Annotated in this window: 20 protein-coding genes and 1 tRNA gene; 8 read left to right on the top strand and 13 right to left on the bottom strand. The window is 60.4% G+C overall.

Going from position 1 to position 19778, the window contains the following annotated elements:
• Nucleotides 1–11: 11 nt before the first annotated feature.
• The 6 genes from leuD (at nt 12) to IB285_RS02655 (ending at nt 3725) form a co-directional block, all read left to right on the top strand.
• The gene (leuD, locus tag IB285_RS02680) at nt 12–611 is read left to right on the top strand and encodes a 3-isopropylmalate dehydratase small subunit (protein ID WP_190786723.1); all 600 of its coding nucleotides are present in this window, start codon (nt 12–14) and stop codon (nt 609–611) included.
• A gap of 14 nt (nt 612–625) precedes the next feature.
• Complete coding sequence (locus IB285_RS02675; protein WP_190786722.1) at nt 626–1621, top strand: NADPH:quinone oxidoreductase family protein; 996 nt, start codon at nt 626–628, stop codon at nt 1619–1621.
• Nucleotides 1622–1697: 76 nt separating this feature from the next.
• On the top strand, nt 1698–2021 hold the full coding sequence (locus IB285_RS02670) for a DUF1476 domain-containing protein (RefSeq protein ID WP_190786721.1): 324 nt from the start codon (nt 1698–1700) through the stop codon (nt 2019–2021).
• 4 nt (nt 2022–2025) lie between these two features.
• Nucleotides 2026–2259, top strand: a complete 234-nt coding sequence (locus IB285_RS02665; protein WP_190786720.1) for a BolA/IbaG family iron-sulfur metabolism protein — start codon at nt 2026–2028, stop codon at nt 2257–2259.
• Between the two features lie 37 nt (nt 2260–2296).
• Nucleotides 2297–2629 carry a Grx4 family monothiol glutaredoxin gene (grxD, locus tag IB285_RS02660; protein WP_190786719.1) on the top strand — a complete coding sequence of 111 codons (333 nt, stop codon included), beginning with the start codon at nt 2297–2299 and terminating at the stop codon, nt 2627–2629.
• A gap of 307 nt (nt 2630–2936) precedes the next feature.
• Entirely contained in the window at nt 2937–3725 is a 789-nt protein-coding gene (locus IB285_RS02655; RefSeq protein WP_190786718.1) for an NUDIX hydrolase, read from the top strand.
• A gap of 5 nt (nt 3726–3730) precedes the next feature.
• Here IB285_RS02655 and IB285_RS02650 read toward each other — a convergent pair whose 3' ends face one another.
• Complete coding sequence (locus tag IB285_RS02650; protein WP_190786717.1) at nt 3731–4075, bottom strand: hypothetical protein; 345 nt, start codon at nt 4073–4075, stop codon at nt 3731–3733.
• Nucleotides 4076–4198: 123 nt separating this feature from the next.
• Nucleotides 4199–4275: transfer RNA gene (locus tag IB285_RS02645), tRNA-Arg, on the bottom strand.
• 60 nt (nt 4276–4335) lie between these two features.
• Between IB285_RS02645 and IB285_RS02640 the strand changes: the two genes are divergently transcribed.
• Nucleotides 4336–5199 (top strand): queuosine precursor transporter, encoded by an 864-nt coding sequence (locus IB285_RS02640; protein ID WP_190786716.1) that lies wholly within the window; start codon nt 4336–4338, stop codon nt 5197–5199.
• Here the strand turns inward: IB285_RS02640 and IB285_RS02635 are convergent.
• From IB285_RS02635 to IB285_RS02585, 11 genes are all read right to left on the bottom strand, one after another.
• Nucleotides 5190–6773, bottom strand: coding sequence for a Ppx/GppA family phosphatase (locus IB285_RS02635; RefSeq protein WP_190786715.1), 1584 nt, complete (start codon nt 6771–6773; stop codon nt 5190–5192). The genes IB285_RS02640 and IB285_RS02635 overlap by 10 nt on opposite strands.
• Complete coding sequence (locus IB285_RS02630; RefSeq protein WP_234033047.1) at nt 6770–8977, bottom strand: RNA degradosome polyphosphate kinase; 2208 nt, start codon at nt 8975–8977, stop codon at nt 6770–6772. The genes IB285_RS02635 and IB285_RS02630 overlap by 4 nt, the downstream gene beginning before the upstream one ends.
• Before the next feature lie 135 nt (nt 8978–9112).
• Nucleotides 9113–10153, bottom strand: coding sequence for a P-type DNA transfer ATPase VirB11 (gene virB11 / locus IB285_RS02625; RefSeq protein ID WP_190786714.1), 1041 nt, complete (start codon nt 10151–10153; stop codon nt 9113–9115).
• Between the two features lie 12 nt (nt 10154–10165).
• On the bottom strand, nt 10166–11299 hold the full coding sequence (locus IB285_RS02620) for a TrbI/VirB10 family protein (protein WP_234033046.1): 1134 nt from the start codon (nt 11297–11299) through the stop codon (nt 10166–10168).
• A 37-nt stretch (nt 11300–11336) separates the two neighbouring features.
• A complete protein-coding gene (locus tag IB285_RS02615; protein ID WP_190786713.1) occupies nt 11337–12137 on the bottom strand; it encodes a TrbG/VirB9 family P-type conjugative transfer protein in 801 nt (266 codons plus the stop codon).
• Nucleotides 12134–13327: a type IV secretion system protein gene (locus tag IB285_RS02610; RefSeq protein ID WP_190786712.1), complete on the bottom strand. Its 1194-nt coding sequence runs from the start codon at nt 13325–13327 to the stop codon at nt 12134–12136. Before IB285_RS02610 ends, IB285_RS02615 begins: the two co-directional genes overlap by 4 nt.
• Nucleotides 13324–15771 (bottom strand): VirB4 family type IV secretion/conjugal transfer ATPase, encoded by a 2448-nt coding sequence (locus tag IB285_RS02605; RefSeq protein WP_190786711.1) that lies wholly within the window; start codon nt 15769–15771, stop codon nt 13324–13326. The genes IB285_RS02610 and IB285_RS02605 overlap by 4 nt, the downstream gene beginning before the upstream one ends.
• Before the next feature lie 42 nt (nt 15772–15813).
• On the bottom strand, nt 15814–16098 hold the full coding sequence (locus IB285_RS02600; RefSeq protein WP_190786710.1) for a type IV secretion system protein VirB3: 285 nt from the start codon (nt 16096–16098) through the stop codon (nt 15814–15816).
• Between the two features lie 9 nt (nt 16099–16107).
• Nucleotides 16108–16419: a TrbC/VirB2 family protein gene (locus IB285_RS02595; protein WP_190786709.1), complete on the bottom strand. Its 312-nt coding sequence runs from the start codon at nt 16417–16419 to the stop codon at nt 16108–16110.
• A gap of 46 nt (nt 16420–16465) precedes the next feature.
• Entirely contained in the window at nt 16466–17014 is a 549-nt protein-coding gene (locus IB285_RS02590; protein ID WP_234033044.1) for a lytic transglycosylase domain-containing protein, read from the bottom strand.
• Between the two features lie 370 nt (nt 17015–17384).
• On the bottom strand, nt 17385–17783 hold the full coding sequence (locus IB285_RS02585) for a tetratricopeptide repeat protein (protein WP_190786707.1): 399 nt from the start codon (nt 17781–17783) through the stop codon (nt 17385–17387).
• Nucleotides 17784–18107: 324 nt separating this feature from the next.
• Between IB285_RS02585 and IB285_RS02580 the strand changes: the two genes are divergently transcribed.
• Nucleotides 18108–19667, top strand: a complete 1560-nt coding sequence (locus IB285_RS02580; RefSeq protein WP_190786706.1) for a hypothetical protein — start codon at nt 18108–18110, stop codon at nt 19665–19667.
• The last annotated feature ends 111 nt before the right edge of the window (nt 19668–19778 follow it).

Raw genomic sequence — 19778 nt, 5'->3', positions numbered from 1 at the left:
GGGAGATCGCCATGGATGCGCTTTCCACGGTCGAAGGCCGCGCCATTCCATTTGGCGCGAAGAATGTCGACACCGACATCATCATCCCTGCCGAATGGCTGAAGACGATCACGCGCGAAGGACTTGGCGAAGGTGCCTTTCAATCGGTGCGGGCCGAGCCGGGCAATGTGTTTGACGATCCGGCGTACCAAGGCGCGCCGATCCTGATCGCGGGCGATAACTTCGGCTGCGGGTCGAGCCGTGAGCATGCGGCCTGGGCAATCCTCGACCTTGGCATCCGTGCGATCGTCGCGCCATCCTATTCCGACATCTTTTCGGGCAATGCGGTGAAGAACGGGATTTTGCCCGTCGTCCTGCCACAGGAAGCAATCGATCGCCTGATGGAGGTCGCGAACGAAGGTCACGAGATAAATGTGGACCTGGAAACACAGACAGTGACCACGCCGTTTCAGGACCGCTATTCTTTCGACATAGACCCTTTCCGCAAGCATTGCCTGTTGCACGGTCTCGACGAAGTCGCGCTGACCCTTGAGCGTCAAGCTGCGATCGGCGAATTCGAGCAGTCGCGCGCTGGAGCGCGGGATTGGCTCACCAAAGGCACAGCGATTTAATGGAGACTTCGAGAATGAAAACAATGCGCAGCCATGAAACCGGCGGCCCTGAAACGCTAAAGCTGGACGAGGTCGAAACACCCTCGCCCGGCAAAGGTGAAGTGCTGGTGGCGGTCAAGGCCTGCGCGATCAACTATCCCGACACGCTGATCATTCGCGACATGTACCAGTTCAAGCCGGAGCGTCCCTTTGCTCCCGGCGGCGAGCTTGCCGGGGTGATCGAAGCGATCGGCGAAGGAGTCGAAGGATACTCGATCGGTGACCGCGTTCTGGCCGTGATCGGAAATGGCGGGCTTTCCGAAAAGATCGTGGTCCCGGTCGGACGGATGTTCCCGATCCCGGACGATGCGTCCTTCGAAAAGGCCGCTTCGCTGCTGATGACTTACGGCACCACGATCCACGGGCTGAAGGATCGCGGCCACATCAGCGAAGGCGACACGGTTCTCGTCCTCGGCGCTGCCGGCGGCGTCGGTCTGTCCGCGGTCGAATTGGCAAAGGCGTTCGGCGCGCGGGTCGTCGCGGCAGTTTCCAGCGAAGCCAAGGGCGAGGTCGCGAAGAAGGCGGGCGCTGATGAAGTGGTGATTTATCCACGCGAAGAGATGGATAAGGCCGCCTCGAAAGAGCTCGCCAACGCGTTCAAGGCGGCGTGCGGCCCCGAGGGCGCAAACATCGTCTATGATATCGTCGGCGGTCAATATTCCGAACCGGCTCTGCGTTCGATCGCCTGGGAAGGCCGGTTCCTGGTCGTGGGATTTCCGGCAGGCATCGCCAAGATGCCACTCAATCTCACGCTCCTGAAATCGTGCGATATTTGCGGCGTGTTCTGGGGCGCATTTACCGCCCGGGAGCCGGCGAAATTCGTCGCTCAGGTCAAGGAACTCTTTGATCTGATGAAAGCAGGCAAGATCGATCCGCTGATCTCGGAGACTTTCCCGCTCGAGCGTGCGGGCGATGCCATCGCCAAGCTGGAAAACCGCGAAGCTGTCGGGAAGCTCGTCGTCACTATGTAATAAGACGCTGCGCAGCGCTTGTGAGGCTCGACACCTGCCCCTATTTTACAAATCACGATCTTCCGGAGGGAATTCAATGACAGATTTCAAGGACCGCGAACGCGCGGAAGAAGCCAAATTCGCCATGGACGAAGAAACTGCGTTCAAACTGGCAGCACGGCGCAATCGTTTGCTGGGTGAATGGGCTGCAGGGTTGATGAACCTGACGCAGGAAGAAACCGACGCTTACAAGAAAGCTGTCGTCCAGGCCGATTTTGAAGAAGCCGGCGATGAAGACGTCATTCGCAAACTGCTCGGTGATCTGACGGCTGCCGATGTCGACGTGACGGAAGCCGATATCCGGCTGAAGCTTGAAGAAATGACCGTCGAGGCGAAGCGCCAGTTGATGAGCGACAGCTAAAATCATGCCGATGTCCCGTTCCGCAATCGAAACGGCGATTGCCGCCACTCTGCCGGGCGCGAAAGTCGAATTGACCGACCTGGCCGGTGACGATGACCATTGGGCGGTCAAAGTCGAAGCGCCGCAATTTGCGGGCAAAACCCGCGTCCAGCAGCACAAACTCGTCTATGCGGCGCTAGGCGGGCGGATGGGCGGTGAACTGCATGCCTTGCAAGTGACCACCGTGGTCCCCACGTAAACTCCCGAGAGACACTTTAATCAAAGGCCGCATTACCATGGCTGATACCAACACTCGCATCTCCACCCTTGTCGGCGAGAATGACGTCGTCCTTTTCATGAAAGGCACACCGCTTTTCCCGCAATGCGGCTTTTCCAGCCGCGCTGTCGCGATCCTCGACCATTGCGGTGTCCAATACGAAAGCGTCGACGTGCTGCAGGACATGGAAATTCGCCAGGGGATCAAGACCTATTCCGATTGGCCGACCATTCCCCAGCTCTACGTGAAGGGCGAATTCGTCGGGGGCAGCGACATCATGATGGAAATGTTCGAAGCGGGCGAGCTTAAACAGATGTTCGACGATAACGATGTTGCCAAGGCGGAAAGCTGACGCGCCTTACCCCGCCCATTTTGGCAAAAAAGAAACCGCCTTGCCGACCAAAGCAAGGCGGTTCTTTTTTGATCGGGGAGATCTGACCTAGAGACCAGAAAAGGTCGATCTCGTTTCGAAGACCACTTGGGCTGCCAAATACCATGCACTTGCCGTGCCAAACGCTTTCGGAGCATTTATTACAACAACTTAGATGATTAACCGCAGGTCAGAACTTTCGTCTGTGTAAAGTATCCCGACAGGTTGGGATACCCCATGACACTGCTGCCTCTTGGCAAGCAGGCGCAGAAAAGCCATCACCGCAGCCATGTCTAAATCGTCAGGCCCAGAAGGCATACCCGCCGCCACAATCGTCATTTTCCGAAAAGCTGCCGACGGCGGACCGCCTGAGCTGCTTATGACGGTGCGCTCGCGCAATATGGCCTTTGCCGGCGGAATGGCGGTGTTCCCGGGTGGACGTGTCGATCCAGCTGACTTCGATCTGGCAGAGCAAGTATGCCAAGACCTGGACGGCAGCTTGACGATCGATGAAGCTGCGCACCAGATCGCCGCAATCCGCGAAACGCTCGAAGAAACGGGCCTCGCCTTGGGTCTCTCCGGAGACATAACGGCCGACAGCGCGAAACAAGCTCGCTCTATGCTGGAAACCGATGGAGCGCTCGCGCCCGTGCTAAAAGCACTCGGATGGGAGCTGGATTTTTCGCAAATCGTCCCTTTCGCGCGCTGGTTCCCCAAGAACGAGAACATTGCCCGCGTATACGACACACGGTTTTATCTCGCCGACCTTGGTACCGGCGCTGTCGATGTGTCGATCGACAATTCGGAGAACACGAAATTGTTCTGGGTTAGCGCGCAGGGCGCGCTCGACGCAGCCGAGCGCGGGGAGATCAAACTCATCTTCCCCACCAGGCGTAACCTGGAGCGGCTTGCGCTGTTCGGCAGTTTCGAAGAAGCCCGCGCTCAGGCCGAAGCCATACCCGTCAAAACCATCATCCCGCGGATCGATGACAGCAATGACAAGCCAATGCTCACGATCCTCGAAGATGCAGGCTATCCAGTGACGTCCGAACTGCTGGATACTGTCGCGAGAGGCTGAAAGCGTCAGCGCCGCGAAACGCGAAAGCGATCTTCGCGGAAATCAGCGACGCGGTATCCACGCTCCCACATTTCCTTGCGGTAATCATAGCGCGCATCGGCGATCTCCCGCCGATATTCCTCATGCGCTTCTCGGCGATCCTCGCGGTCGGTCGCCCGCCGCAGATCGCTCGCAAGTTCACGCTTTGCTTCGCTGATGTCGGTTTTGTAATCGAGCCAGTAGGAATTGCTGTCATTGTTCGGCGCGATCGGCAAACCGCGATCACGCTCCACGATGATGGGGTGCGCAATTGCAGCTGCCGGCACGGCCATCATGCTCAGGACGAAAGCGGATTTGGCAAGATTCTTCATTCGAAATCTCCTTCACTTTGCGACGGAGAGGAGAATGAACGAACCGACATGAATACCGCACGACAGCGTAGTATCGCGAGCCATCGCTGCCACCAAAGGTGGTGTCCGGGCGATGAGTAAAGTTGGCGCGCCCGGCAGGACTCGAACCTGCTGCCTCAAGATTAGAAGTCTCGCGCTCTATCCAGATGAGCTACGGGCGCGCGCCGCAGCTCCAATAGCGCGCTTTGCCGGGCTTTCAAATCACGCTAGGGCCCCGGTCTATGGATAAGCCTGACCCAGCCGTCGATTTCGACGACGATCCAAGTGACGGAATAATTGCCACAAGCAGCGCGCCAGTCGCTTTCCGCTATTACGATTTCGTCATGGCGGCTTTCGTCGCGATCCTCTTGCTGTCCAACATAATCGGCGCCGCAAAGCTGACTTTTGTCGAGGTCGACTGGTGGCCATCGGGTTGGTGGCCGGCGGCCGATGGGGTCTTCATCTATGGGGCGGGAATCCTCTTCTTTCCCTTGGGCTACGTCATCGGCGACATCCTGACCGAAATCTATGGCTTTGCGCGTGCGCGCAGGGTGATCTGGACGGGCTTTGCCGCGATGATCTTCCTCGCTTTCATGAGCTATGTCGTCGTCAGCCTGCCAGCGTTCGATCAGTGGACCTGCGCCGCGTCGGACAATCTGGAAATCTCAGGCAAGCCGGGCAGCGTGCCGGGCTTCATCTGCCAGCAGACTTACGAATCTGTGTTCGGCAGTACCTGGCGCATCGTCGTCGCCTCCATCACTGCGTTCTGGGCAGGCGAATTCGTAAACTCCTATGTCATGGCTAAGATGAAAGTCTGGACGAAGGGCAAGGCGCTATGGACCCGGACGATAGGATCGACCGTCGTGGGCCAGGGCGTGGACAGCCTCATCTTCTATCCGGTCGCATTTTACGGGATCTGGACCACAGAGGCGGTTGTCACGGTCATGGTGACGAACTGGCTGCTCAAGGTGATCTGGGAAGCAGCGCTAACGCCGGTGACCTATGCCGTAGTCAATCGCCTCAAGAAAGCCGAAGGCGTCGACTTGTTCGACACCGACACCGATTTCTCGCCGTTCTCGGGCAAGGAACGGCGCGCTCAGGCCTGACGCGGCTGGGCGGCGAACTCTGGCAGTTCCTCTTCTGCCGCATACAGTTCACCGTCCGCCACCGTTTCGACCGACCAATCGAGACCCAATCGGCCCGCCAAAAGCTTCATGTCCTTCTCGGTCGGGATGCCGCATAGCGCCGCATGGCTTTCTTCGAGGCGTAGGACAAGCGCGTCATCGCGCACGATCAACCGGCTGACCTGGAGGGAACGGCGCGAATTGGCGCCGAGCCTTCGCGCGACCCTGACCGCCAACCCCCAGCATATCGCTTCCTCAAGGGCTTCCTCGCTCGCAAGCTCAGTGACGCTTTCAGGGAGATCGAGATTGTTGCCGTTGGCCGCGATCGCCGCGGCGAGCATCGCGCGCTCTTCACTCGACACAGCGATCCAGCGCTTGTGGAGCGCCCATTCGACCGCCTGCGGATGCCTGATATTTGGTTCAATCTGCATCGATGCGAGCGCAAGCATCGTTGCCGCTAGACGCAGCCTTTCGCTGCCATGTTTGCGCGAAGGCGCCGCATCCACGGTCCACCCCGCTATCTGTGCAGCAAGTGTTGGCGGAGCGCCGCGCTGCGATGCGAACACACCGACGCCTGCAAGAAGCGGGTCCTGCGCTTTACCGTGCGCTGCAAGCCTATCGTAAAGCAGACCCTCGCGGAGCCCCCAGGAGGAGACCACGAGCTCGCTTGGCTCGATACGAGACAATAAAGACTGAAGGAGCACCGCCGCATCGGGCAGTTTCTCCGCCCGCATCGATGAAATCCTGTCACGGTCCTTGAGGCTCTCGGGCGTTTCCGCAGCCAGCGCCTTGGCTAGGTTCTGCGACCGCTTGCTGTCCAGTTCGAAACCGTGGGGATCGGAAAGCGGATGTCCCTCCTCCTGCATCGCGTAAACAGCCATGCAGCGCCAGGTGCCCCCGACAAGGTATAATGGCTGTCCTTTGCCAATCGGGTTTCCATAGTCGCTCGCACCCTTTTTCAGCGCTTTTTCAAGCGACTTGCGCATGGCGGAATCGCCGGACTTTTCACCGCGGTAATCTGGCAGTCTCAAGGTGCCCAAAGGTAGGGAGACGGCAGACCCCGGCTTGCCGTCCTGTATCTCGACGAGTTCCAGACTACCGCCGCCCAGATCGGCAACGACTCCCGTAGCGCCGGGGAATGCGCCCGCCACCCCGCTCGCACTGAGGCACGCTTCCTCCTCGCCGGAAATTACCCGCGGATCGAACCCGAGTTTACGCAGTTCGGCAACGAATTCGCTCCCATTGCTGGCGTCCCGAACAGCGGCTGTGGCGACTGTTTCAACGTCGTCGATACCTAAATCATCGAGCAGCAGGGCGAAACGGCGAAGGCCGCGCATCGCAAGCTCAATCGCTTCTTCCGCGAGCTCTCCCTTGCTCGCTATGTCGCGGCCCAGTTTCGCTGTTACCTTCTCGTTCAACAGCACGGTGGGTGCGCGCATAGTCCCGCCGTAGATGACCAATCGCACGGTGTTCGATCCGATATCGAGGATGGCGCGTTTCGGGATATAGCCTGAGAAGGTTCCATCGCGGTCCGCCCGCTTTTTCTGATAACTCATCCCGAGCGGCCTTTGCGCAGAGACAGTTTCGGCACCGCGCCCGCCTCCAGCGCTCCGCCGCGTCCGGAAAGCGATGGGTTGGTCATGAAGTATCGATGACAATTGAACGGTTTGCCGTCCGTCTCGACCCGGGAATAGCCGCCGTCGGCGTGCAGCCACCAGCTTTGCTCGGTATCGAGCATGTTGGCGAGCAGCACCTGCTGGAGCACCTGATCGTGGACCGTCCGGTTGAGTATCGGGATCAGGCTTTCCACTCGGCGGTCCAGATTCCGCCCCATCAGGTCGGCGGAGGAGATGAACACCGCCGCGTTCGGTCCCGGCATGGCCCGACCATTGGCGAAGGCATAGATGCGGCTGTGTTCGAGAAAACGACCGATGATCGATTTTACTCGGATATTCTCGCTCAATCCGGGAACGCCGGGACGCAGGCAGCAAATGCCGCGTACGACCAGTTCGATCCTGACACCCGCTTGGCTGGCTGCATATAGCCGGTCGATCATGCCCTGATCGGTGATCTGGTTGCACTTCATCCAGATGCCGGCGGGCTTGCCCTTCCCGGCATTCGCGATCTCGGTATCGATACGGCGGTACAATTCTTCGCGAAGGTTCAGCGGCGCGATCGAGATCAGCTCCAGCGCGTCCGGTTCGACATAGCCAGTGACGAAATTCATCATCTTCGCCGCGTCCCGGCAAAGCTTCGGATCGGCGGTGAAGAACGACAGGTCGGTATAGATCTTCGCAGTCACCGGGTGATAATTGCCGGTCCCGAAATGGCAGTATGTGCGGAAGCCATCGTCTTCGCGGCGCACGACCATCGCGACCTTCGCGTGCGTTTTCCAGTCGGTGAAGCCGTAGATCACCTGCACTCCGGCGCGCTCAAGCTTGGTCGCCCAAGTGAGATTCTGCTCCTCGTCAAAACGGGCCTTCAGCTCGACCACCGCGGTGACCGATTTGCCTCGCTCCGCTGCATCGATCAGCGCGTTGATGACGGCGGACTGCGATCCCGCCCGGTATAGCGTCTGCTTGATCGCGACCACATCCGGGTCTTCGGCTGCTTGCCGGATGAAATCGACCACCACTTCGAAGCTTTCGTAGGGGTGGTGAATGATGATGTCTTTTTCGCGAATTGCCGAGAATGCATCGCCGTCATGCTCTCTAATGCGCTCGGGGTATCGCGGTGAATAGGCATCGAATTTCAGGTCGGGCCTGTCTTCGTTCACGATCTCGGCAAGGCCGTCGATCCCGATCATGCCGTCGGTCTTGATCACGGCCGCCTCATGCACGCCCAGCTGTTCGAGCAGGATCGCCTCGGCCTTCGGATCGAAATCGTCCTCCAGCTCCAGTTGGATCACTTGCCCGCGCCTGCGGCGCTGAATGGCGCTGCGGAATGTGCGCACGAGGTCTTCGGCCTCTTCCTCGATCTCGATATCGCTGTCGCGCAGAACCCGGAAAAGGCCGTCGCCCTCGATCGTGAAGCCGGGAAAGAGCTTTTGCGCGTAGCGCTGGATCAGGCTTGCGATTGATATGTAGACCGCCTCGCCATTGTCGCCCGGCGTGCTGGGCACGCGCACGAACCGCGGTAGCGCGCTGGGGATCAGGATCATTTCGATGATCTGATCCTGGTCGGCATCCCGGGTCAGCGTGAACAGCAGCCCCATGCCTTCATTCTGAACGAACGGAAACGGATGCGCAGGGTCGAGTGCTTGAGGAGTGATGACCGGCAGGATTTCCTCAAGGAAGAAGGACTTGAGCCACTCATGCGCTGCGGGATCGACTCGCTGTTCGTCGGCGACATGGATGTCGGCCTCGGCCAGGCTGCGATGAATATCGCGCCAGATATCCTGCTGCCACTCCGACAGCACAGCGAGTTTTTCGCGTATGGCTGACAGCTGCTGAGTCGGGGTCTGGCCGTCGATCGAGGGTTTGTCGATGCCGCGCTGCGCCTGCCCCACCAGACCAGCGACACGGATCATCATGAACTCGTCGAGATTGCTGCCCGAAATCGATAGGAAACGTAGCCTTTCGAGCAGCGGATACTGGCCGTTGCACGCCTCGGCCAGAACCCGTTCGTTGAAGGAAAGCCACGACAGCTCACGGTTGAAGTAGGGATTTTCCTGAAGAGCACTTGCGCTTACGCGGGGCGGCGGCGCGGGCGAAACCGAAGCCTCTCGCACTGGGTTATCGATCGTCGGCGTGCTGCTCATCGCTCTGCTGTCGGTTCCTCGTTCAAGCCATCGTCCCTGCACTGCGCGCGCAAGGAGCGATTTGTACGCGGTGTAGATGAGCCGCCGCGCGTTGTCACAGGATTCCGAACGATCCCCGCGCCTTACGGTTTCAGTTTAAACGAGCGAGCGGCTGTCTGCTATCTGGGTGATACCGCGCTTGCCGTTCGCATCGCGCCCCAGCTGCACGATCACATCGATCACGCTGGCCGAATAGGCGATCGTGTCGGACCGGCTGAGCCCGATCCCGGTCTGCATGACCATCAGAGACAATTGCTCAAGCGCACCGCGCAGCGAATTGGCGTGAATGGTCGAAAAACTGCCCGGGTGCCCGGTGTTGATCGCCCGAAGGAACGAGACACTTTCAGCGCCGCGAAGCTCGCCCAGCACAATACGGTCAGGGCGCAGCCTCAGCGCCGCTTGCAGCAACTCGTTCGCCGTGACTTTCGCCTCACCGAGTTCGCCCTTCACCGCGACAAGACCGACCGAGTTTTCGCCCGGCGTTTTCAGCTCCGGTGTATCCTCGACCATGACCACCCGCTCATGCCGCGGAATCTCGCCGAGCATCGCGTTGAGGAAGGTGGTCTTACCTGTGCTCGTGCCGCCCGAAATCAGGATCGTCCGGCGGTGTCTGATCGCTTCGCGCAGATAGGCAATCGGCTCCGCCTGCGCATCAGGCATGACGACTTCGGCCTCCCCTGTTAGCGGGCCACTATCATAGGCATCGAGAGGGAGATCGAGCCGCCGGTGACGCCGGATCGCCATGACCCAATGTTTCCGGCTTGCGGGAGGGCCGCAAAACTGAATGCGCGCGCCATCCGGCAGAGTGGCACCCAGAAGCGGGTGTTCGCGGTTGATCCCCTGATGCGATACGCGGGCGACCTGCTCCGCCAATCGCTGGATCAAGCGATCGTCGATTTCCGGCGTGACTATCTTTTTGATCCCGGGATCGGCGGCATCTTCCACCCAGACCTCTCCGGGCTGATTGACCATTATCTCCGTAATTGTGTCGCGGTCGAGCCAGCGCCGGAATGGCTCAAGGTAGGATTCGAGATAGACGCTGCGCTCTCCGCCAAGAGCCTCGTCGCCAAGCGGCGCCGCGCTTTCCGCGTCGTGACCGCCTACCGAGGCTGAAAGAGGGTGGATGTCGGCGCTCATCGCGGTTCTAGGTCACTGCGTGACTGTGGTGAAGTCGAGATCGCGCGCGGTGAATACGCGGATAGGCTCGCCCATGCGTACGCGGATGGTCGGACCGATCTGCCCGTCCTGCTGCGCGGCAATGCTCGCAGCGCCCTGCCCGGCACCGCCAAGAACGACTGATGCACCGCCTGTGCCGATCGCGGAGAGACCGCCGATCACCGAAAGCAGCATTGCCGAACCGAAGCGGCGGAAGAAATGGTTGTCGACTTCACCTGCGAGACCGGTGGTCCCGTCAAAGGCGACTGCGGGCGATGCGATATCGATCGATGCGCCGTCCGGCCTGATGAGGCGCTGCCAGATTACGTAAGCACGCTTCTGACCGTTCTGCACCCCTGACTGATACTGACCGATCAGGCGCGATGAGCGCGGCACCAAAACCTTCGTGCCGTCGAAGCTGCGGACGTCCTGGCTCACGACAGCGCGGACATATCCGGGCACGTCGGTGTTGATCGCGGTTTCGAGGATTGCAGGGATCAGAGTGCCCTGCGTGACAGTGGTCGATGGGTTGGTCATCGCCCGGGCTTGCGCAGGCGCGCCGCCGACTCCACCAATTCGGCTCGCGAAAGCTGCTGCCGCGCCTTCCGCTCCGCTATCGCCGGTGCTCGGCATGCCGGTGGCGGAAACCGCTGCAGGTGCTTCGACCAGCTGCGCGCCCTGCGCCGCAGCGCTCGCATCGTAGATCATCGTCGGGCTGGCATACGGATTTGTGGCAGCGACGCGCGTGGCATTCGGATCGTTGGCGAGGACCGGCGCGGGCGCAGGGTCGGGGCGCACCCTTACCTCCTGCGGCGCAATCGCAGGCGAAACTCTAACCGGCGCAACCACCTGAGCAGGCGCTGCAGGCTCAGGCGTAACGGCAGGCTGCTGCTCTGGAATTTGCGCCGATTGCATTGCCCAGAAAGTGGTCGCGCCGAGCAGGCCCACAATCGCGACACCGGCAGCCAGACCAAACCCATCGCCTTTGGCTTTGCGATCGACGATGCCGGGGAACCCGTTACGGCTTGCAAGATCGATGATCTCGGCGGACTCGTTCTCTCGTGGATCGAGTCCGTTTGCGCCGTCTTTGCCGCGCGTCTTGGGCGGAAGTCGCATAGCCAAACGCATCACGTCATCTCCATTTCGGTGGCCGTGTCAGTCTTGATCATGACCCTGTTCCTTTACCTGCTTCGCTTCGCGCGCTGGTGCGAACCGGGCCATTGTTGGTCAGAGTGGCAACATCGCCGCCCGATCGCAGGATAAGCTGCGATGGGACGGTATCGAGCACGACCGTTTCACCGCGCACGGTGAAGTTCACCGGCCCTTCGTCCCCGTTATGATTGGTGACGAGAATGGCCGGGATGGGCGTCCCTTCCGGCCAGGTCAGGAATACGGCCTCGCCATTGTCGTAGGCGCGCACCGGGATGAGATCGCGGTCACCATCGGAAGCCCAGGCGAAATTGAGATCCGCTGGATCGGCGACCGCATAGGGATCGTTCGCTGCGGCGAGTTCGGTGGGATTGGCTGCCGCGCGTGCAGCTTCCGCTTCTGCTGCAAGCCGCGCTTCCTCGGCCGCGCGTTCCAAGTCGGGATAGCGGAACTGGAGGACGTAAAGCGGCGCATTTCGCGGGCGCGCGATCAGGTCGAACAGGTATGTCCGCTTGTTCGTCACCACGGTCATGTTCGTCTTCGCATTGGGTGCCAGCGGTTTGACGAATAGCAGTGATTGCGCTTTGTTCGGCTGCACCTGCCAAGCCTGACTGTCACCGATAGCGACATTCTCGATCGCTTCGTCCGGAGCGAACTTGATCGTGGTCTGAACCTTTACCCGGCCATTGATTTCCACGACTGCCGCCTCGTCGTAAACGAGTGTCTGCAAGCGGGAATCCTGCGCCGCCGCGGGGCTTGCGCTCGCGAGCGCCAAGGCACACAGGACGGGGAGCCGAAAGTTGTCGGCGCGGGTCATTCGATATTCTCCGATTTTCTCTGAGTTTGCGCGGCACCATCTCGCTGCGACGGCGAGCGGAACCGGTTGCCGATCCCGCGCGTGCGCGAACCGGCGGGAGTGAGCGGCGCCGTTTGGCCACCGCCAGAAGATGTCGCGAAGACTTTGGTCTCGCGGATACTCGTGCCGTTCGCGCTACCGGCGTCGTTCGCAGCTACGATGGTAGCTTGAGCGGCCACTTCGGTTCGCGCTCTAGCCGTTTGGCCGCTGGAAGGAATTGTCTGCGTCGTGCGCGATTGGACTGGCGCTGCGACGGCAGGCGCGGCCGCCGGACGTGGGGTCTCCATCCGCGCCTCCTTAGTCGGCACCAGCCCGAACACCTGCCAGTTCGACACCATCGTGCTCGCAACCTTCAATGCCATGAGCATCAACGCGACGTGCACAGCGCCCACAAGGAAGAAAGCCATCGCGGCCTGTTGATCGATCTGCCCCGGCACTGCGACAAGGGACGCGAGGATCGGGACCGCCATCTCGAGCATGATCGAACCGCCGAGCACTGCAAAAAGCGGCGCCAGTGCAAGCATCGTCACGCCTTTAAGCCACCCGGTGAAAAGCCCGCGCGTGCCATTGAAAAGCGCAAGCACGACAAAGATCGGGCCGACCGCCAGCAGCAGAGCAAGGCCGATGCGCGCCGTAACCAGCAAGCCGACCGTGCCCAATAGCAAGAGCAAAGCACCGAGCCACATCATGCCTTCGGGAGAGAAGGTGCTGATGTCGGTTGCACCGCCGCTCGCGTCCTGAACAGCGATAAAAACGATGTCGAGTTTCTGCGCGAAGGTCGCCGTGGCAGAACCGCTGGTGCCGGTGAGTATCCCTGCAATCTGGTCCGGCCCACCGATAAAAATGTTGTAAAATATCGATGAGAACGCCGCGAAACTGGTGGCGAAGGTCAGCACCAGGCCAAGCGTCATCAGTTTCGGCACCAACGCTCGGATCGAAAGGTTCGATCGGCCGAGCATCAGGCTGATGCCGAAAAACGCGACATAAAGGACCAGCATCAGCGTCAATGCGAGCGCGAGTTGCCCATCGCTACCGAACAGCCTGCTGAACGCCTGCTCGCTGACTTGCGAAGCAATGCAATCGACCGCGGTCAGCGCCGCGGCGACGCCGGTTCCCATGTCCTGAGCGGCGAGATCGCAGGTGGTGGTCATTCCGCGGCCTGCCAGACCGGTAACGGAACACCGTGTTCGTCCACTTCGCCTGAACCATCCGGCCACGCGCTGCCGGTGAGCGCCGGATACCACTGCGAAGGATCATCGCCGACGGCCTCGCGCAGCAGATCGAGCCTGCGCACAGAAGCTTCGCGGCCCGAAAGCACAGTCAGCACTTCCGGGGCGCCGGACAAATCGAGCCGTACAACAACGCTCGCATCGGGCTGTCGCACGAGGAAACAACGGGAATGCGCGGGTAGGCTGCGGATGAGCGCAAGTTCATGGTCCGTCAGACCGAAGCCGTCGCAATAATCCTCAGGGCGGGCGCGGCTGTTGGGCATGAACACCATCGTCGCCGTCTGTTCGACGAGAGCGGTCGAAATGCGGCTTTCCAAGGCATCACGCGCCGATTGCGTCGCGAATCCGACCAGCGCATTGCGCTTACGCAAGGTTTTGAGCCAGTCGCGAATGCGCGCGGCGAACACCTCATCGTCGAGCGCCTTCCAGCCCTCGTCGATCAGGATCATCGTCGGCTTGCCATCCAGCCGCTCATCAATGCGGTGGAAGAGGTACATCATGACAGGCGTGCGCAGGCGCGGGTTCTCGAGCAATGCCGTCATGTCGAAGCCAAGCACGCGCTGTTCCAGATCGAGCGCGTCGCGTTCATTGTCGAACAGCCATGCGTGTTCGCCGCCCTCGCCCGACGCGTGACCGATCCACGCGCCCAGCCGGTCGGCCAGATCGCCGGGCTCGGGACGTTTCGCGCCCGCAAGCAGTTCCTTGAAATGGCGCAGACGGCGCAGGTTCGCATCGTTCTGATACGCGGCGTCGACAGCGGAGTTTATGAGCGCAAATTCTTCCGGCCCATCTGCCTCGAGTAACACGCCCAGCCAATCGCGCAAGAATGCCCTGTTGGAGGGCGTGTCCGGAAGCGCCAGCGGGTTGAAGCCGGTCGGCTCGCCAGGACAGATCCGGTCATAGCGCCCGCCGATCCCGCGAATGAACAGCTCCCCGCCGCGATCCTTGTCGAACAGGATTGTGCGCGGTTTGAATTTCTGCGCCTGCGCAGCGAGGAAGTTCATCACCACGGTCTTACCCGAACCCGATGGCCCGATGACCGAGAAATTACCAAGGTCACCGTGATGGAAGTTGAAGAAGAACGGCGTCGCGCTCGTCGTTTCGAGCAACGTAACGGCGTCTCCCCAATGGTTGCCACCGGCCTGCCCCAGCGCAAACCCATGGAAGCTGCCAAAACTCGCCATATTCGCAGAGGAGATCAATGCGCGGCGAACGATATAGTCTTCATTGCCCGGGAATTGCGCCCAGAAGGATGGTTCGAGATTGGTATCTTCGCGCACCGCGATGGCGCCGGTATCGGCGAGCGCCGCCGCACATGCTGCGGTGGCGTCGTCCAGCTGAGTGAGTGTTCGTTCGCGCACGAGCGCCGTCAGGTGATGATCGCCAAAGCCGACCGCCCCGTTCCCCAGGGCATCGCGCGCGGCCATCATGTCTGCACGCTCAGCCGCGGCCTCTTCGTCGACCGACCGCGACCTACGCAGCGCAAGATCGATCCGCTCGCGCGCGGTTGTCCGCTCGTTGGGGGCGTAGCTTTCCGTGACGATCATTTCGTATGGAAGCCGCAGCAACGGGTCGAGCAGTCCGGGAGAGGTCGCCTCGGGATAGTCCTTTAGCCCGAGGATCGCGGAGAAATCAGGCTCGCCCGATCCGCGTAATTCCATCGCATCCAAGCCGAAGCTCGCTCGGCGATAGGGAAGCATGTGACCGATATCGGTTTCGTCGTGCGGCCGCCGCACCGGTCGCATCTCGCCGTTGTAGATTGCGGAGAGCAATTCGAGCATTTCCGAGTTGGTCCCGCCGCCATGACTCGCATAATCGGACAGCACGCTCGCGCCATAGGAGGAAAGCGATGCGACGAGGCCGGTCGCCGCCGCTTTCAGGCTGCGAAGGTCTTTCGGATCGGCTAGTGGCTCTTCCTTGCTGCGGCGCTGCCAGAATTTGCCCAGCCGTTCAGGAAGCCCCGTCTTACCGCGCGCTGGGCGGCGAATGAGCGTTACGAACTGGTCGTTGATGAACAGGGAACCGCCAGCGAGCCGCTCTTTCCACCGTGTATCGATATGGCGTGAAAGCGGATCGTCGAACTCCGCGTCCAGTTCCACCTCGACCCGGCGGCGGATGACGTGGTGATAAAGCACGAACCGGGCATCGAGCGTTGAGCGCAGCATCACCTCGCGAGTGGCTGCATGCGCGCTCAATGCATCGGAATCCTCGGTTTCGAACAAAAGGCCCGGGACCTGGATCGCGGTCATCACCGATCCATCGCGCAGCAACACGGTGCTTTCGTCGATCAGGCGTGCATAAGGCAGGCGATCGCCGGCGCGCGCCTCCTTGGCGCTCCACGCTGCTGGTCCGATCCATTTCTTCATTTCGAACGGCCCTCCTTCGGGTGGCCATTGGCAATTCGATAATCAGGGGGTGTAGCTGTTACATCCCCAGCGTTTAAAATTCGGCACGCGCGGGCATTTCGAAACCTTGGTGATCCAGAGATCGAAAATCCGCGGTTCCCTGATCGATGCGAAGTATCCAATAGCGTGCATCACCACCGGAACCGGCAATATCCACCAGCTCTTCAGGATCAGAAACGCGATCGTCGTCACCATCAGGTTGATGATGAAAAAGTTCATCGTCACGCCCGCGAACATCTGAGGGCGGGTAAGTGCGCGGTGCACCGGATGGCGGGAAAGATCGCTCATGCGCGCTCGCTATCCTGCCGCCGATTGGATACCGGCAACGATAGTTGTCGCACCGAACAGGATGAAGACGCCCACGATGACGGTCGCACCGAAACGCCAGTTCATGCGGCCGGTTAGCATCATGAAGCCGATCGCCGCGACCGCCATGACAGCGACAGTCGTGGCAACGGTGCCAAGCAGCGTGCCCTGAAGCCAAAGCAGCGCATTGTTGATCGGCCCGGAGCCCGCAGGATCAGTGCCCTGCGCAAAGGCGGCGGTGGGCATTGCAAACATCATAAACAGAGCAGCCGCACGGGCTGAAAAGCTAGCAATCGAATTCATCAAGTCCCCATTTTCTAAGACATCGCCTCGTGAGAATACGCCGCCCCTACGGCGCATCCGGGCGCGAATGATCGGAAAGGCGGCCGATAATGGCCGCGACATAATGCTTGGTTTCGCGGATGTTCGGAATGCCGCCAGCGCGGATCACGCGCCCCGGACCGGCATTGTACGCCGCAAGCGCTTTTTCGAGATCGCCATCGAAGCGGTCGAGCTGTTCGCGGAGATAGCGCGCCCCGCCCTCGAGGTTCTGGATCGGGTCTTCGGCATCGACGCCCAGATAAGCCGCGGTGCCCGGCATCAATTGCGCCAGCCCGCGCGCACCGGCATGCGATACGGCGTTCTCGCGCCAGCGGCTTTCCTGCCAGACGAGCGCCTCGAGCAGGCTCGGGCTGAGATCGAACCGCTGGGCTAGCTGCTGAACGGTGTCTGCATAAGTGGCGGGAACAACAGACGCGTGGCGCGCAGGGTGCGCGACGATACTGTCGGGTATGCTGAGCGTGCCGGTCTCCGGATCTGCCACGATTTCAGCGGTCACGGGCGGCTGAGAAGCGAGATCGCCGGCAACCCACCGGGCGCCGTTGCCATCGACCTCCATTACGTCGGCCTTCGCCTGGCAAGCGCTCGCTGCAATAACAGCAGCAAGACAAAATTGGCTCGCTCTCGCAAGAATCATCCTGAGCCCTCCAGCACCCCCCTTTGGCTATTCTAAGTGACAGCCGGGTGACAGTTCCAAGTGATCAAGAGAGGCAAAGCTCGGTCAGATCGAGAGACAATGGCGCAAACGCACCTGCATCTTCAGCGCCCCGCCCGCTAAACCACTCAGGTCATAACCGGCTCATTTGACGTGAAATTGGTAAACGTGCGCTTAACAGCGCTTGCTCTGCGCCTTGGTCAAAGGTGCCGTGCAGATACAGTTCGGGGCACCCCGCTCGCACGGAATGCCCCAAGCTGAATGATCGGAGGTGTTACTGGCGCAGCGCAGTCCGGCTGCTCATACGAAGGTCGCCCGCATCAAGCATGCGTAGCGCCTTGCGAGCGAGACGGCGCGAATCCGTCAGCTGACCGCCTGCAGTTTCGAGCTCGATTGGTTCCGGCGTCGTCAACGCTGCCTTGAAAAGTGCGCGCGCTTTCACATCGTCCCCGCGATGAGCATGAGCGATACCGAGATTGATAAGCACGGCAGGATCATTCGGGTTCGCATCGAGCTCACTTTCCAGCACCCGCATAGCCTCGACACCCTTGCCTTCGGAAAGCGATGCGGCCCCCAGCTTTGCGTCAGGTTCGACCCCCAACAGCGCAGGCGCGGGTTCGCCGATAACCGGGTTGGCGGCGGCAATTGCCATCGCGATAGCTGTGAGTGTCATTGCATGTCTCCAATCTCGTGTTCGAGTAATGTGAAACATCTTTCATCAAAATGCAATATAAATGAAACATTGTCATCTAAGAGCCATGAAGTCCTCTAATATCTTGTTTTTATGGTATGTTTCTGAGTTTGATCAGCGTCACAGCTCGCGCCAAAGCGGGATTTTTCCAAAATCCCTGTCACATTTGAGTCACAAACGAGCAAATCGTCGCGTTTTGCCACGGTTACGTAATGCTGCAAAAATTCTGTCATGCGCGATCACTAGCGCGGCCCCTGCGAACTCAATCGCACTTATCGATTCTCGGTTTTGAGGGGACCGCTCGCTGTGAAAAAGATTCAACATACACTCGTCCTTGGTGCCAGCATCATCGCTCTTTCAGGCTGCGGCGCGGACGAAATCGTCTCACCGGGTACGAGTGGCGATATCATCATCAACAACCCGACCCCGACACCGGGGCCAACGCCAACACCGCCTCCAGCATCCGGCGTGACACCCGCCGCTGGCTGCCCGACAATCAACACTGCGGGCGGGCTCACCGATGCGGGCACAATTTCCGGGCCGACCGGAGAGTACCGCGTCTGCCAATTGCCGAACACGTTCGACGTGGACGACAATCTGCCCTTCGTGAACGGTCTTCTTTACGAGATCGTCGGACGGGTGAATGTCGGCACTGACCAGGGCTTCAACAGCACTGGAACCGATGTCACGGTTTCGATCGAACCTGGGGCCATCCTGTTCGCGCAGGGCGAATCGTTCTTTGTGGTGAACCGCGGCAATGCGATCGAAGCCAACGGTACTGCGACCATGCCGATCGTCTGGACAAGCCGAGACAACGTCCTTGGCGTTGCAAACGACAACAGCCAGGCACAGTGGGGCGGCGTCGTTCTGCTCGGGCGGGCTCCTGTGTCGGACTGCTCGGATCTGACGTTCAACACGCCTGGAAACCCAACCGCCAATTCGCAGTGTGAACAGCAACTCGAAGGGACAGTGGTTGCCACACCGTTCGGCGGCACGGACAGCGCGGACAGTTCCGGCTCCATTACCTTCAACCAAATCCGTTTTTCGGGCTTTGAACTGCAGCAGGCGAACGAGCTTCAGTCGCTGACCACCGGTGGAACCGGGTCAGGCACGGTGATCGAGAACCTGCAATCGTTCAACAGTTCGGACGATGGTCTCGAATTCTTCGGCGGTTCCGTCAACGCGCGGAACATCGCTGTCATCGGCGCATCGGACGACTCGCTCGACGTGGACAGCGGGGCGCAGGCCAATCTGGAAACGGTTGTCGTGGTACAGCGCACCGGCACCGGCGACAGCCTCATCGAATTCGACTCTCCCGATGATCTCGCCGACGGGACGCCGGGCAATGCGCTGCCGCAGTCGACGCTTCAGGTGAACAATTTCACGTTTGTGCAGCGCTCGTCTTCCTCCGGGCAGGCCGTCCGCGCCCGCGGCGGGGCGGCTCTGGGTCTGACGAACGGCGTTATCGACATCGACACCGATGACGACGTTTGCATCCGGATCGACGAACAGATCACGCTCGATGCCATTATCGGGTTCGATTCCATCGTGTGCGACGGTGTCACACGGCCAGTTCGCGGCGACGCCGGCGTTTCCGATCCGGAAGTCCAGGCAGAGGTCGATGCCGGGACGAACAACGATCTGACCTTCATGCTGTCGCTCACGAACACATTCGTGAACGGAGCAAATGAAAACGGGCATCCGGTCTTCGATGCCACAGCGCGCTCGTCGTTCTTCACGACTTCGACATTCATCGGGGCAGAGGACGACAACGTAGCCGACAATTTCGGCGACTGGACGTGCAACTCGTCGATCATGGATTTCGGCAGTGCGACCGGCGCGTGCACCTCGCTCCCGGTTTACTGACGGCGCGCTCTTTAATCATGGGGAGGCGCTGCGCGGACCGCGGTGCCTCCCCAATCGCATCTATCGGGCCGTCATCGGCCCGCCACGTTTTAAGACCTAGCATTGAAGGGG

Source organism: Erythrobacter rubeus, from assembly GCF_014705715.1.
Classification (GTDB): domain Bacteria; phylum Pseudomonadota; class Alphaproteobacteria; order Sphingomonadales; family Sphingomonadaceae; genus Erythrobacter; species Erythrobacter rubeus.
The sequence above is the reverse complement of the archived record's forward strand: the minus strand, read 5'-3'. Positions and strand labels throughout refer to the sequence as shown.

Bases quoted from the DNA above. Each gene is read 5' to 3' on its own strand.
- leuD (WP_190786723.1), top strand. From the start codon at position 12: ATGGATGCGCTTTCCACGGTCGAAGGCCGCGCCATTCCATTTGGCGCG.
- IB285_RS02675 (WP_190786722.1), top strand. From the start codon at position 626: ATGAAAACAATGCGCAGCCATGAAACCGGCGGCCCTGAAACGCTAAAG.
- IB285_RS02670 (WP_190786721.1), top strand. From the start codon at position 1,698: ATGACAGATTTCAAGGACCGCGAACGCGCGGAAGAAGCCAAATTCGCC.
- IB285_RS02665 (WP_190786720.1), top strand. From the start codon at position 2,026: ATGCCGATGTCCCGTTCCGCAATCGAAACGGCGATTGCCGCCACTCTG.
- grxD (WP_190786719.1), top strand. From the start codon at position 2,297: ATGGCTGATACCAACACTCGCATCTCCACCCTTGTCGGCGAGAATGAC.
- IB285_RS02655 (WP_190786718.1), top strand. From the start codon at position 2,937: ATGTCTAAATCGTCAGGCCCAGAAGGCATACCCGCCGCCACAATCGTC.
- IB285_RS02650 (WP_190786717.1), bottom strand. From the start codon at position 4,075: ATGAAGAATCTTGCCAAATCCGCTTTCGTCCTGAGCATGATGGCCGTG.
- IB285_RS02640 (WP_190786716.1), top strand. From the start codon at position 4,336: ATGGATAAGCCTGACCCAGCCGTCGATTTCGACGACGATCCAAGTGAC.
- IB285_RS02635 (WP_190786715.1), bottom strand. From the start codon at position 6,773: ATGAGTTATCAGAAAAAGCGGGCGGACCGCGATGGAACCTTCTCAGGC.
- IB285_RS02630 (WP_234033047.1), bottom strand. From the start codon at position 8,977: ATGAGCAGCACGCCGACGATCGATAACCCAGTGCGAGAGGCTTCGGTT.
- virB11 (WP_190786714.1), bottom strand. From the start codon at position 10,153: ATGAGCGCCGACATCCACCCTCTTTCAGCCTCGGTAGGCGGTCACGAC.
- IB285_RS02620 (WP_234033046.1), bottom strand. From the start codon at position 11,299: ATGCGTTTGGCTATGCGACTTCCGCCCAAGACGCGCGGCAAAGACGGC.
- IB285_RS02615 (WP_190786713.1), bottom strand. From the start codon at position 12,137: ATGACCCGCGCCGACAACTTTCGGCTCCCCGTCCTGTGTGCCTTGGCG.
- IB285_RS02610 (WP_190786712.1), bottom strand. From the start codon at position 13,327: ATGACCACCACCTGCGATCTCGCCGCTCAGGACATGGGAACCGGCGTC.
- IB285_RS02605 (WP_190786711.1), bottom strand. From the start codon at position 15,771: ATGAAGAAATGGATCGGACCAGCAGCGTGGAGCGCCAAGGAGGCGCGC.
- IB285_RS02600 (WP_190786710.1), bottom strand. From the start codon at position 16,098: ATGAGCGATCTTTCCCGCCATCCGGTGCACCGCGCACTTACCCGCCCT.
- IB285_RS02595 (WP_190786709.1), bottom strand. From the start codon at position 16,419: ATGAATTCGATTGCTAGCTTTTCAGCCCGTGCGGCTGCTCTGTTTATG.
- IB285_RS02590 (WP_234033044.1), bottom strand. From the start codon at position 17,014: ATGGAGGTCGATGGCAACGGCGCCCGGTGGGTTGCCGGCGATCTCGCT.
- IB285_RS02585 (WP_190786707.1), bottom strand. From the start codon at position 17,783: ATGACACTCACAGCTATCGCGATGGCAATTGCCGCCGCCAACCCGGTT.